This is a genomic window from Paenibacillus sp. P46E, assembly GCF_001909095.1.
GTDB lineage: Bacteria > Bacillota > Bacilli > Paenibacillales > Paenibacillaceae > Paenibacillus_AQ > Paenibacillus_AQ helianthi.
On the sequence record NZ_LVYZ01000035.1, the window covers coordinates 1 to 13,696 of the forward strand.

At 38.0% G+C, this 13,696-nt stretch carries 14 protein-coding genes; all 14 read right to left on the reverse strand.

Annotated elements, in window-relative coordinates; translation table 11 throughout:
* The coding region (locus A3849_RS11480) for a glycosyltransferase (protein WP_143191790.1) at nt 1-409 on the reverse strand (409 nt) is incomplete at its 3' end.
* Between the two features lie 80 nt (nt 410-489).
* Nucleotides 490-1,593, reverse strand: a complete 1,104-nt coding sequence (locus A3849_RS11485; RefSeq protein ID WP_074111539.1) for a glycosyltransferase — start codon at nt 1,591-1,593, stop codon at nt 490-492.
* Nucleotides 1,594-1,619: 26 nt separating this feature from the next.
* Nucleotides 1,620-2,750: a non-hydrolyzing UDP-N-acetylglucosamine 2-epimerase gene (wecB, locus tag A3849_RS11490; RefSeq protein ID WP_074111540.1), complete on the reverse strand. Its 1,131-nt coding sequence runs from the start codon at nt 2,748-2,750 to the stop codon at nt 1,620-1,622.
* A gap of 2 nt (nt 2,751-2,752) precedes the next feature.
* Nucleotides 2,753-3,868 carry a polysaccharide biosynthesis C-terminal domain-containing protein gene (locus tag A3849_RS11495; RefSeq protein ID WP_074111541.1) on the reverse strand — a complete coding sequence of 372 codons (1,116 nt, stop codon included), beginning with the start codon at nt 3,866-3,868 and terminating at the stop codon, nt 2,753-2,755.
* Nucleotides 3,869-3,872: 4 nt separating this feature from the next.
* Nucleotides 3,873-4,889, reverse strand: coding sequence for a polysaccharide biosynthesis protein (locus A3849_RS11500; RefSeq protein ID WP_074111542.1), 1,017 nt, complete (start codon nt 4,887-4,889; stop codon nt 3,873-3,875).
* 24 nt (nt 4,890-4,913) lie between these two features.
* Complete coding sequence (locus tag A3849_RS11505; RefSeq protein ID WP_256700736.1) at nt 4,914-6,101, reverse strand: glycosyltransferase family 4 protein; 1,188 nt, start codon at nt 6,099-6,101, stop codon at nt 4,914-4,916.
* 11 nt (nt 6,102-6,112) lie between these two features.
* Entirely contained in the window at nt 6,113-7,258 is a 1,146-nt protein-coding gene (locus A3849_RS11510) for a DegT/DnrJ/EryC1/StrS family aminotransferase (protein WP_074111544.1), read from the reverse strand.
* Nucleotides 7,258-7,896: an acetyltransferase gene (locus tag A3849_RS11515; protein ID WP_074111545.1), complete on the reverse strand. Its 639-nt coding sequence runs from the start codon at nt 7,894-7,896 to the stop codon at nt 7,258-7,260. Before A3849_RS11515 ends, A3849_RS11510 begins: the two co-directional genes overlap by 1 nt.
* A gap of 26 nt (nt 7,897-7,922) precedes the next feature.
* The gene (locus tag A3849_RS11520) at nt 7,923-8,540 is read right to left on the reverse strand and encodes a sugar transferase (RefSeq protein WP_074111626.1); all 618 of its coding nucleotides are present in this window, start codon (nt 8,538-8,540) and stop codon (nt 7,923-7,925) included.
* A 40-nt stretch (nt 8,541-8,580) separates the two neighbouring features.
* Entirely contained in the window at nt 8,581-9,567 is a 987-nt protein-coding gene (locus tag A3849_RS11525) for a copper amine oxidase N-terminal domain-containing protein (protein WP_074111546.1), read from the reverse strand.
* Nucleotides 9,567-10,286 (reverse strand): hypothetical protein, encoded by a 720-nt coding sequence (locus tag A3849_RS11530; RefSeq protein ID WP_074111547.1) that lies wholly within the window; start codon nt 10,284-10,286, stop codon nt 9,567-9,569. Before A3849_RS11530 ends, A3849_RS11525 begins: the two co-directional genes overlap by 1 nt.
* Before the next feature lie 23 nt (nt 10,287-10,309).
* Nucleotides 10,310-12,142, reverse strand: a complete 1,833-nt coding sequence (locus tag A3849_RS11535; protein ID WP_074111548.1) for a polysaccharide biosynthesis protein — start codon at nt 12,140-12,142, stop codon at nt 10,310-10,312.
* A 43-nt stretch (nt 12,143-12,185) separates the two neighbouring features.
* Complete coding sequence (locus A3849_RS11540; RefSeq protein WP_074111549.1) at nt 12,186-12,872, reverse strand: CpsD/CapB family tyrosine-protein kinase; 687 nt, start codon at nt 12,870-12,872, stop codon at nt 12,186-12,188.
* The gene (locus A3849_RS11545) at nt 12,853-13,629 is read right to left on the reverse strand and encodes a YveK family protein (RefSeq protein ID WP_074111550.1); all 777 of its coding nucleotides are present in this window, start codon (nt 13,627-13,629) and stop codon (nt 12,853-12,855) included. Before A3849_RS11545 ends, A3849_RS11540 begins: the two co-directional genes overlap by 20 nt.
* Nucleotides 13,630-13,696 lie beyond the last annotated feature (67 nt).

The following is a 13,696-nucleotide window of genomic DNA, read 5'->3' on the forward strand; positions in this document are numbered from 1 at the left end:
GAGTAAGGTCTTCACTGACATACTTTAATTTCGAATAAACAAGAATCGGTATATCTTCACCCATTCTTGTTTCAATATTCTTAATATTTTCCAAAGAGACTTCTATTTTAGAATCAAACCATACATCATCTTGATCCGCAAACATGATATATTTTGAATTAAGTGCCAGCTTTATTAGCTCATTAAAATTTAGAACAGGACCTAAATTTGTTTCTCCCAATATAAACTTAATTCTAGAGTCTTTCTGACTATATTCATTTAATATTTTTGGTGTACTGTCCTTTGAACAGTCATCTCGAATTATAAGTCGCCATTTTTCATGACTCTGTTTAAGAATACTTTCTAATTGTTCTTTCAAAAATTTCTCTCCATTGTATGTTGCCATAAGAATTGTTATCGTATCTTCCATATCAACCTCTTCCTTTTCTACTCATTAACACGTTATTTTCAGCGGATACATAATATCAATGTCGAATCTACTATAATATATCAGTCCAATATATCCCTGAAAATCGCTTTCCATTTATCATCTGTGTCAAATTCACCTTCATAGCTATATGATGGATGATTTAATGCTAATAAGTTATTAGAAATGGCTTCTGCCCATTCATTTGAATTATTATATCTTACAAATTCAACACCTGTATAACCTTCTAATGCTTCTCTTGCATATTCTAAATCTGAAGCGATTATAGGTTTCTTAAACGAAGCAGCTTCAACTAAAGGAAGGCCAAACGTTTCAATGTAACTTGGAAAAACAACTAATCTACTTTTCCTGAAATATTCAAGTACTTCTTCATATGACAAATCCCCAACAAAATCAATTAGATTATCCACCCCAAGTTGACTTGCTAAAGCAGATAAATGAATGGAATATTGACTTTTTCTTGACAAAGTAAAAACAATAGGAACTTCCATTTGATATTTTTGCTTAATTATAGACAAAGCTCTAATTAATATCTCATGATTTTTATATAACTGCCCAGATGCAGGAAAGAACATAAAACTTTCATAGCTATCATCTTGTGTTTGCTTATCAAAAGCCTCTATATGTGGTTTGATAACAAATATATCATTTACATTTAAATTATGAATATTAGAAACCCTTTTTTTCAACCAATTACTTTGTACTATAATTTTTGTTTGTTTTGTTAATGATAAATGAATTAAATGCTTGTAGACATTTCTATAAAACCAGTAAGCTCTTTCTTCACTTTTAAAAAGACTCCATGTATATTCTCGATAGTATGGGAATGATTGATGTAAATAAATCACCTGTGGTACCCTCTTGAAGTTATATACTCCCGTGTTTTGTAGTGAGATTATCATAGATGGAAATATTTTATTATTTATACTCCATCTTTTTAATCCTATATAATCCCAATACATTCTATACATCCAATTTTTCGTACTGCTTAACACTATTATTTTAATGTTTTCCCGTTCATAAACAATCAAATCATCAGATGAGCAAAAAATATAAAAACTTATATTTTTATTTTTTTGAGCAACTTGTTGAATAAATTGCTTTAAAATTGTCAAAGCTCCGCCACTAGTTGCCGCTGGATTATTTACGAATACAATATTTTTCATCAAAAAACAAACCCTTCAATGCCATTTTATTGTGTTTTATTCCATACTGATCGATTAACAATACCCACAAAGCTTTGTAATATTTTGATTACTTTAACTGAAACATTATTATCCTGGTAATCATTGGCTAAAACCATTTTTTCTTGATTATTTTTCATTGAGATCGCAAGTTCTATTGACTGTTCAATACCTGATTTATCAATCCCGCCAATTATAACAGTTCCCTTGTCAAAAACCTCCGGACGTTCAGTAGAAGTTCTTAATAATATACCCGCAAATCCCAATATAGCACTCTCCTCAGAAAGTGTGCCACTATCAGAAAGGACACAATAGCTATTTTTTTGTAGTTTATTATAGTCTAAAAAACCAAACGGCTTCATATTCCTAACTAGTGGGTGAAATTTGAATTTTCTTTTCTCAATATATTTCATACTTCTGGGATGCGTAGAATAAATTACTGGAATTTGATATTGTTCGGCAATATTATTAATTGCAGTCATCAAAGACATGAAATTCTGTTCATTATCAATATTTTCTTCACGATGGGCGGAAACAATTATATATTTCTCTGGTTCCACGTTTAACCGTTCGAGTACATCACTTGCATCAATTTTATCCATGTGAGCTTGAAGAACTTCCTGCATCGGTGAGCCCGTAACAAAAATATGTTCTTTACGGAATCCTTCAGATAGAAGATATCTTCTGGAATGCTCTGTATAAGGCAGATTGATATCCGAGATATGGTCAACAATCTTACGATTGATTTCTTCAGGGACATTTTGATCAAAACATCTGTTGCCTGCTTCCATGTGGAAGATTGGTATCTTCAGTCTTTTGGCAGCAATTGCACTAAGTGCACTATTAGTATCACCTAAGATCAGCAGAGCATCAGGTTTTTCCTTCTCTAGTACTTCAAACGATTTTGCTATTATATTCCCCATCGTTTCGCCCAGATTAGTTCCCACTGCCTCAAGGAAGTAATCAGGTTGACGAAGTTCGAGTTCATTGAAGAATACTTCGTTTAATGTATAATCCCAATTCTGCCCTGTATGTACTAAAATATGATTGAAATATCTATCGCAAGCTTTAATGCACTCAGACAAACGAATGATCTCTGGTCTGGTGCCAAGGATTGTCATAACTTTAAGTTTTACCATCTTTAAACCTCCAAGTAATAAGTATCTGGCTTTTCAGGATTAAACAATTCATTTGCCCAGAAAAGGGTTATTACATCAGTTGTACCTGTATTAGTGATGGAATGTGTGTATCCCGGTGGAATATCTATCACTCTCAAAGATAATCCATTCACCGGATATTCTAAGATTTCTTCGCCTTCAATCTGGCGGAATTTCACTACAGCTTCTCCTTCGATAACAAGGAACTTCTCCACTTTAGTATGATGCCAATGATTACCTCTTGTGATACCTGGTTTAGTTCGGGATATAAATACTTGACCTGAATGTTCAGTCTTAATAAACTCTGCTAACCATCCTCTGTTATCGTGTTTCATTTCCAAATCATATCCGAAATTGTTCTCTGGCAAATATGAGAGATAAGTACTGTAAAGAAAGCGTTCAAAATCACTTTTCAGACTCGAAATAACCAGTGTATTCCGGCTCATTTTAAATGATACTAAGCTAGCTTCCAGGTCTTTAAGCTTTACATTAAAGGAGCGTGAAATATCATAGTAATCACTTGAGTACGTTCCACTTAAAGTATCCAGTGCAGCTATGAAGGATTCAACTACATCATCAATATAAACCAACTTAACTTCCGATTCTGGATTATTCACCTGAATGGGTATTTCTCTGCTAATATTGTAGCACCAAGTTGCAACTACAGAATTATAGTTAGGTTTACTCCATTTCCCAAAAACATTTGGTAGTCTATAGATAAATGTACGAGCTCCCTTTTGATGTCCATAAGCGGAAACCGCTTCCTCCGCTGCGCGCTTGCTGTTCCCATAGGCATTATCCTGCTCAGCTTGGATCGATGAAGAAAGAAGTATTGGGGTCTTCTTTCCGGTCGAATTCAATATATTGATTAAGTGTTGAGTGGAACCCAAATTACCAGTCATGAATTCCTCAGTATTTTCAGGTCGATTAATTCCAGCAAGATGATAAATAAAATCGGCCTTATGTGCATATTCTTCTAATTCTTGGAGTGAATTCTTAGAGTCAATCTTCATAACCTCGATATCTTCTCTTCTGTTTAAAGACGCTACCAAGTTACGACCAATGAATCCGTAGGCACCTGTTACCAAAACAGTTTTCATTATCTTAGCCCCTGCCATTAAGTTCTTTATTAATCAGATCTAGACTTAACAAGAGCTCTTTAATCCCTTGAATATCTAATCTTTCTGTATTGTGAGAATTGTATTCCCAACCCTCAGAAATTTCTTTATCGCCTTCTACAAAGAATTTGTCATAGTTTAAATCTCTGGTATCAGCAGAGATCCGATAATAGCTCCCCAAATCAGTTGCTTTCGCCATTTCTTCCCGTGTAAGCAATGTTTCATATAACTTTTCACCATGCCTAGTTCCAATAACTCTTGTGTGGCTATCTGATTGAAACAGTTCTTTTAGAGCAATGGCTAATTCTCCTATTGTTGAGGCAGGCGCTTTCTGAACAAAGATATCTCCTTGTACTGCTTTATTAAAGGCAAATAACACAAGTTCAACAGCATCTTCTAAGGACATTAGATAACGAGTCATATCAGGATCTGTAATTGTAATATCTTCATATTTTTTAATCTGATCAATGAATAATGGGATAACAGAACCTCTGGAGCACATCACATTTCCATAACGCGTTCCACAAATCAATGTATCTTCAGGAGATACAGTTCTGGATTTGGCAACCATAACCTTCTCCATCATAGCTTTTGAGATGCCCATAGCATTGATAGGATATACTGCCTTATCTGTCGATAGACATACTACCTTCTTCACTCCAAAAGCAATTGCAGCGTTGAGGACGTTCTCAGTACCAATAACATTTGTCTTTACGGCTTCCATAGGGAAGAATTCGCATGAAGGTACTTGTTTCAATGCCGCTGCATGAAAAATATAATCCACATTATGCATTGCTGCTGTCACACTATTATAATCTCTTACATCCCCAATAAAGAATTTCACTTTATCATTTCTCAATTCTTTGCGCATATCATCTTGTTTTTTTTCGTCCCTGGAGAATATTCTAATCTCACTAATCTCTGTGTTTAGAAACCTCTTTAAGACTGCATTACCAAAAGAACCTGTTCCTCCAGTAATTAACAAGGTCTTTCCTGTAAACATAAGCTGATACCCCACATCCATTTTTTAATGAGAGACTATAATATTATAAGATTTATCAACGGTGAAGTTAGCCTCTAGATATAACCTTCCATTCATGCCCATATCCGTACGTAATTTTTCATTTTCGTTTAAGACTGCAAGATTTTTTTCGAACCCCTTTAAATCCCCACTTTGAGACCATAATCCACAATTTGCATCTTGAAACATCTTATTAATATCCGTATTAACATCGGTCGCAGCCAAGATAGGTAAAGCAAACTCCATATAAGAGTTCATACGTGAGGGGAAATTCGGTATGGTGAATCTTGAATCTAAAAATACAAGTCCAACATCTGCTATAGTCAATATCTCGTCAAACTCATTCTTAAGCATGTATTTTTCTAATCTCACATTTGTCTGCTTACTTTCTACTAAATATTTATTAATTTTATCAAATTCAGTACCTGAACCAACTATTAAAAGGAATATATTCTTCATCTCTTTAATCAATTTCAAAACTTCAATTAGAAAATCAATTCCTTGAGGTTTGCCCAAATTCCCTCCATAGACATAGAGTACCGACTTATCAGGAATATTAAATTTTTCCCTAAGCTCACTTTTCTTCCAAGGAGAAATTACTGACAATGCTAGGGGATTAATAGAATTAGGACAAATTTCAACTTTAGCAGTGTCCACCTCAGGATTATGACTGATTACGTAATCAACATTGGCTTTTGACATACAACCAATATGATCAGAAATCCCGTACAATTTTTTTTCTTTTGCTCTAAAATATTGCCCTATTAAACTTTTTTCTTTAATTATTCCCAAGTCAACTGCATTTTGAGGGAAAATATCTTTCAATAATAAATATGTTTTGCTTTTATCACGTTTTTTTATATACTCTACAGTTTTCACAAAAGTAATTGGTGGAGTAGAATATATAACTAAATCAAATTTAATATGTTTAAAATACTTTTTAATAGCTTTTTTAAACTGAGTTTCAATTAGTAGCGTGGATATACCCTTTTCAATAAAACCAGTTTTTGTTACATTGCCAGTCCTCACCCGTAATACTTGAATCCCGGTCTCTTCATTAAGCTCAGTTTCTTTTTCATATCTTTTTTCACGCTGACATATCACATAGACTTCATTACCACGCGCATAAAATTCCTGCATTAAGTCTACATATAAGTTTCTTGAATTTTCACCTTCTGGATAAGCAAGAGTCAAGAATAGAACCCTCATTGTTGCACCGATAAGAAAGCTTCATCAATAGTTTGTAAAACTAAACTCTGTTGAACTTTAGTCAGGGATGAGCCCGAAGGAAGGCATATTCCACATTCAAACAATTGTCTACCAATACATTCACTCTCCAAATGATAGAACATAGGTGCTTCAGAGAATAATGGTTGCATATGCATTGGTTTCCACAATGGTCGTGATTCAATATTTTTCGTTCCAAGTAGATCTATGATATATTCAGGAGTAATGGAAGAGCTTATATTCACAGTTACAACCGATAACCAATAATTCGGGCTACCGTGTTCAGAAATGGGCATGATTTGAAGAGGTAATTCCTTTAATCCCTCTTTATAAGTGTAATAATTTTCTTTTCGATTCTTAATAAATCCTTCTAAAGCCTGTAGTTGTCCTCGCCCTATTCCCGCGCTAATGTTAGATATTCTATAATTATAACCAATTTCCTTATGCTCATAATGCTTAGCCGCTTCTCTAGATTGTGTAGACCAGAAACGCATTTTCTTAATTGCAGCCTCATCATTAGAGACAACCATTCCTCCACCTGAAGTGGTAATGATTTTGTTCCCATTAAATGAAAATATACTTATATCACCGAATGTACCACACTTTTTCCCTTTGTATGTTGCTCCTAGTGCTTCTGCAGCATCTTCAATAACAGGAACACCATATTTTCTGCAGATCGGTAGCAATTGATCATAATCAGCACTCTGTCCATAAAGATCAACAATAATAATTGCTTTTGGCATTTTATCTTCATTCTTAGCCCATTCAAAGGCCTTTTCAAGAGCAACCGGAGACATATTCCAAGTTTCCGGTTCAGAGTCGATAAACACTGGATTCGCATATTGATACAATATAGGATTGCAACTACCTGCAAAAGTTAAATCCGAACAAAAAACATAGTCGCCTGGGCCAACACCATAGTATTTTAAAGCCAAATGAATTCCAGCTGTTCCTGAAGATAAAGCCAATGCATGATTCACTCCAACATATTCACATAATTCTTCTTCGAATTTGTCTACATTTGTACCTAAGGGCGCTATCCAATTTGTATCAAATGCTTCTTGTATGTACTTCATTTCATTTCCACTCATATGTGGAGGGGATAGAAAAATCCGTTCCTGCATTATCGTTCATCTCCAAAGTACTTTTTTATTGTTGAGGGAATTCCGGCAACCATAACGTTATCCGGTATATCCTTTATTATTATAGAACCAGCAGCAGCTATGACATTTTCTCCAATGGAAATATTATTGATAACCTTCGATCCAACACCAATCCAAGTGTAATCTTTCACAGTAACAGTACCACTAATACTTACTCCTGGAGAAATATGAACTCCTTCACCTAATCTACAATCGTGATCAATTGTGCTAGAAGTATTAATTATACAACCTCTACTTATAGATGAATTAGCATTCACTACAACGCCAGCTAAAATAACACTGCCTTTACCTATGCAGCTAAACCTACTAATCACACTAAAGGGGTGAATAATGGTTGCTATATTATAACCTTCTTGCTCTAACTTATTTAACCAGTACATCCGAATCTTATTATTCCCTATGGCAATAAATACTGCTGAATACTCCTCTAATTGTAATTTGTAGCTTTCAAAATCCCCTACAACAGAGAATCCCATCACTTCATGTATTTCCTGATTATTATCCAAAAATGCTATAGAGTCCCATTTACCAGAAGCCATTGCTGCGTCTGCCACAACTTTACCATGACCACCAGCTCCTAATATTAATAGTTTTGACAATATAACACCCCTATTTGCAATCTATATTAGTTTTCAATTCGTGTACCCTTGAAAACTGGCATTGTAGCATTCTGAGAACTGTTAATACCATCTCTAATAAGAACATTTTTAATTGTTTTGAGTATTATCTTAAGATCCAATACAAAACTTATATGATCTACATACCAAACATCATATTTAAATTTCTCCTCCCAGCTGATCGCATTTCGTCCGTTAACCTGAGCCCATCCGGAAATACCAGGAGTAGCCTCATGTCTGCGAGCCTGTTCAGGAGTATAACATTCAAGGTATTGAACCAATAAAGGACGCGGTCCTATAAAGCTCATCTCACCCTTTAATACATTTATAAGTTGGGGTAACTCATCAATACTACTTTTTCTCAGGAAGGAACCAACACGAGTCATTCGCTCAATGTCAGGCAATAAATCTCCTGCTGCATCCCTTTCTAATGACATCGTTCTAAACTTCAATACGATAAAGATCTCACCGTGTTTACCCGGCCGTTTTTGACGAAATAGGATTGGTCCCGTTGAACTTAGTTTAATCAAAATTAAAGCAGCTAACATAAGAGGAGATGTGATAATAATCAATATGCTAGCAAAAAAACAATCTAGTATTCTTTTGATAATTAAATATGGCTTCATCATGCTCTTAACCTCATCAATATAGAATAATAGGCGGAGATTAGTCCGCCATACCTGCAACTTTATTTAGTCCATTCTGAATTTCAGACTCAAATGCACTTCTATACTGATTAATAATATCAGTGCTATATCCATTTGACTTCAATTGTTGTTCAGCATCTGAAACTATACTATTGAAGCTGGCTGTAAAGGATGATAATTGCTGTTTACCCTTAGCTATTATATTTTGCTTACTAGCATCGTCTTTTGCAGCAAGATATTCCATTGCTGTACTTAATAAAGTGGACTGACTTTGAGATTTCAAAGCGTTCAGTTTTGCTTCAGTAGCACTCGTAATACTCTCGTAGGACACTTTACCTGTATCACTTGAACCGCCGTCTTGGGATGGTTTCGTAGAAGCCGTTGGCTTTGGTTCTATGTTACCTCCAGAAGTACTATTTTGTTCTTGATAAGCCTTTGAAGTTGCTGTAATTGTTTTAGCCTTCTGATCCCATACTATGGCACTGCCTACTGATTCAGACAGATAACGAAGTGGAACATATAACGCTCCATTTAAAATGTAACTAGATTGACCTGTAGGAAGGTTCTTAGCAGAACCATTAAAAGAAAAGCTTGCTTTTACAGGTTGTAGATTTGCACTCTTCGACGATGTATTCTGACTAGTCCCTACATTCATTAGATACTCTTTAATCACTACCAATTCAGTACTCGTTGGTTCCGCTACAGTAACCTTGAGATTCTTAGCATCCCAACTCACACTCTTTTGAAGTGCATAAGACATGAATCGCAAAGGCACATAAGTAGTGTTGTTATACATGAATACTAACTGCCCTGATGGCGGAGTCATGCTAACACCGTCAAATATCATTTTCACATTCATGTTCTGTGCTTTGATTGAATCCGTCTGAACAGCAGGCAATGTCACAGCTGCTGCGGCGGCAGATAAAGGTGCAGATGCCGTTAATGGAGCCACTCCAATTAGCGCTAACAGTAGTAACGCTGTTGCGGATATTCTTACTTTAGCCATTATTGTTCACTCCCTTGTTGTAAAGCCTTTTCTTCTTCAATAACCTGATCTTTGGTTTTCCCTTCACTTACACCATACTTCTTCGCTATTTGCGATAGCTCATTATATTGTTCATCTGAGACTTTCCCAAGAATAATACTACGAGCTTCACGCTTCTCTTCAATCGTTAGCCCACCAGAGGCAAGCTCTTGCAGACGTTTGATGTCCGACACACTTAACTGTCCTAGTACAATAGAGGCTACATCTGCCTTTTCTTTCACCGTTACATTTTCCTGTATCTGTTTGGCTTTATCCGTAGAAACCTGAGCCGAGTATCCGTCCTGATTCTTATCTTTGGCCGGAGGCACTGTACTCGTTGGCTTAGTCGTTGGTGCAGCAATGGTTTGAGTTGACTTTGGAACAACTTGCTGAGTTGGATTAGTGGAAGGCTCTTCTGCAGCTGCCGGTTTGGCACTCTCCGAGACAACACCTGGTGTAGGTTCAGCAGTTGATGTCGCTAATGGCGCACTTTCAGTACTTATAGGTGCAGAAGTAGGATCGGAAATTGCGACCGGATTAGTAACTGGAGCAGTATCCTCAGACTCCAAGTCCAATCCTCCAGCCATCGAACTCATTAATTTATCCACCGCATAATTAGCAGCAAATAAACCACCAACCGCTAATACTATAACTACCGACAGAGTCCATACCAGTATTCTCTTCCATCTCTTGTTGAACATAGTAATCCTCCGTAATGTATTTGTTAGCTGATCGCGGCTTGTGCAACAGGTTGCATCGGAACAATCTGATTGATTACTTCACGGATCGCACTTGGCTCTTCCGTCAAGACGCGCTCTAAGCGTTTGAATTCCAGTTCCAGTTGATTCTGACTGATTACATTCGGTTTACCAATGAAAATACGGTCATGCTGGGTAGAGCCAAGGTTTTCTTCGTCAGTCAGCAGTTCTTCATATAACTTCTCCCCTTCTCTTATACCAGAGAAGGTTATATCGATATCCGAATAGGGTTCATAACCGGACAATGTAATTAAATCTTCTGCCAATGTAAGAATCTTAACCGGCGCTCCCATATCTAGGACGAATACTTCGCCACCCTTGGCAAACGATCCCGATTGAATCACCAACTGAACCGCTTCTGGAATCGTCATGAAATAACGTACCATCTCGGGATGCGTAACTGTAACTGGCCCGCCTGCAGCTATCTGCTTCTTAAATGCCGGGATTACACTACCACGGCTACCTAATACGTTCCCGAATCGTACAGCTGAAAATTTAGTCTGGCTCGTGGTATTCAAGCTCTGTACATACATCTCCGCAATTCGCTTGGTTGCTCCCATAACACTCGTTGGGTTAACGGCCTTATCTGAGGAAATCATCACAAATCGTTCTGCTCCGAACCGGTCCGCACAATCCGCTACATTCCGGGTACCGAATACGTTATTCTTGATGGCTTCAGAAGGATTACGCTCCATCAAGGGAACGTGTTTATGTGCTGCTGCATGAAAGACTACATGCGGTCTGTAGCTGCGGAATACGTCCATCATCCGATTGCGGTCCTGAACATCTGCGATTACCGTAATAATCTCCAGCTCGGGAAAGCTCTGTCGCAGCTCCATCTCAATGGTATAAATGCTATTCTCACCATGTCCTAGCAGCAATAGCTTGTCTGGAGCAAATGGAGATACTTGCCTGCACAGCTCCGAACCGATCGAACCTCCTGCACCGGTAACCATAACCGTCTTCTTATGTACATAACCGAGGATGCCGTTCAGATCAGCTATGATCGGTTCCCGTCCAAGTAAATCTTCCACACTAACATCTCTTAGTTTCTTAACGGATATCTTACCAGCGATTAGATCATTTAGTGCTGGAATGATCTTCAGTTTGGCTCCGGTTGTCTTAGCCAGATTAATGATATCCGATATTTCCGTTCTGGATACGGACGGCATAGCAATGATAATCTCATGAATATCTTTCTCTTTGACAAGGCGGGGAATGTCATATCTGTTGCCCAATACGGGCAGTCCCAGGATCGACATATGGTATTTGTTCTGATTATCATCGATAAAGCCAATCAACTTGGTCTGAGCAAATGATGGCCCCATCATTTCCTTGGCAATCAGCATCCCGCAGTCTCCGGCACCTACAATGAGTGCATGAGTTTCCGTATCTTTGTAGCTGACCCGTTCATACCGAAAAAATCTCCACACAAAACGGATACCACCTACCAGCACTAGGATGGTTTCCATGGTCCGGACACCTACCCCAAGAGGAACACGTGCAGGGAGAATCAATAACGCGATACCATAAGAGATTACCGCACCTATCACAATAGCCTTAAGTATGGATACGATTTCTCCGATACTTGCATATTGCCACATCCGCCGGTATAGACCGAAATAGACCAAGCTAGCACCTATAGCAATGGTCGAGATCAGCCCGAACTGGAGCATTTGTACCATATACTCATGAGGAATGCCGTCATAGAACCTGAACATATACGATGTTGTGATACTGAACCAGATGATCACCAGATCGATGAGGAATAACATGAATACCCTGGATTTCGCTGTCATTTTTAGTGCCTCCAAAAATAACATATTTCTTCATACTTGAAAGTCAATTCCCGTAGTAATAGTAATAATATCCTTCACTGGCTTTGCGCTTCACATTATTGAGTACAACACCCAGCATCTTCGCACCCACACGATCGAGGTTCGCCTTAGCCTTAGCAGCAATCTCCCGCTTCACCTTACCATAGCTGACCACCATAATGACTCCATCACTCTTAGAAGCGACAATTTGCGCATCTGTAACAGCCAAGAGCGGCGGAGTATCAAACAAAATCATATCATAACGTTGACGCAGTTCCTCCAGTACAGCACTCATCCGGTTAGAGGACATCATTTCTGCCGGATTAGGGGGGATTGGACCCGATGTCATAATGAAGAGGTTAGCCACACCTGACTCCTGGACAACTTCTTCCAGATCAGCTTGCTGTGATAGTAATGAAGACAATCCAAAACGATTGCTTAACGAAAAGGTCTTATGAGCCGTCGGTTTACGCATATCCCCATCGATTAACAGTACCTTCTTATCTGCTTGGGCATAGGCCGCTGCAAGGTTAGCCGTGACTGTAGATTTCCCCTCTTCAGGGCCGGAGGAGGTAACCATAATAATCTGAATCTGCTTATCTACCGATGAGAAGTCAATATTCGTACGCAGTGCCCGGAAGGCTTCAGATACAGGTGAACGCGGATTCGTCACGGTAATCAGATGGCGTTGTTTACTTAGCTGCTGTGACATGTTCGAGTTCCCCTGCCTTTCTGTTCAGCGTCTGAGCTTGAGATTCAGTTGCTTTAGTCTCTTCTTGTCCAAGTCTGGTAATCATCGCGATCGTTGGCAGACCCAGATATTTCTCAATATCTTCTTCAGTCTTCAAGGTATCATCCATATATTCCAGCAGGAAAGCGATACCCAGACCAATCATCAATGAAACGATAAATGCAATGGCCAGGTTCATTACCACATTAGGTTCTACAGGTCCCGGAGCTACAGGAGGATCAACCTTGGCTTCGTTCAGTATGGATACGTTCTGAACATTGAACAGCGATGGAATCTCCTGCTTAAACACAAGTGAAATGGCATTCACAATTTCTGCGGCTCTCTGGTACGAATTATCTCGAACGACAAGTGTCATCACCTGCGTATTATTGACGGAACTCACGTTAACCTTATTTAGTAAATCTTCCGACGTAACATTGAATTGCGGGTAGCTCTTGGCTACAATATCCAAAATGGCCGGCGTCTTAATAATTTCCTTGTACGTGTTAATCAACTGGATATTAGTGTTGATCTGATTCAGATCAAGCTGTCCTACTGTAGACTGCGTCGGGGTCTGATTGACGATAATTTTCGTTGAAGCTTCATATACCGGATTCTTGATATACAGGCTGTATACTCCGGCAAGAATACAAACTACAACCACGATGCTTACAATCATCCACAGTCTCTTCCTGATAATCTGGAAATAATCGCGAAGATCCAATTCTTGTGCTGACAAGTGAAATTCCCTCCAAGCTGATTCTGTAATATTTCATCCTATACACAATGAACTTGTGAATCCAGTA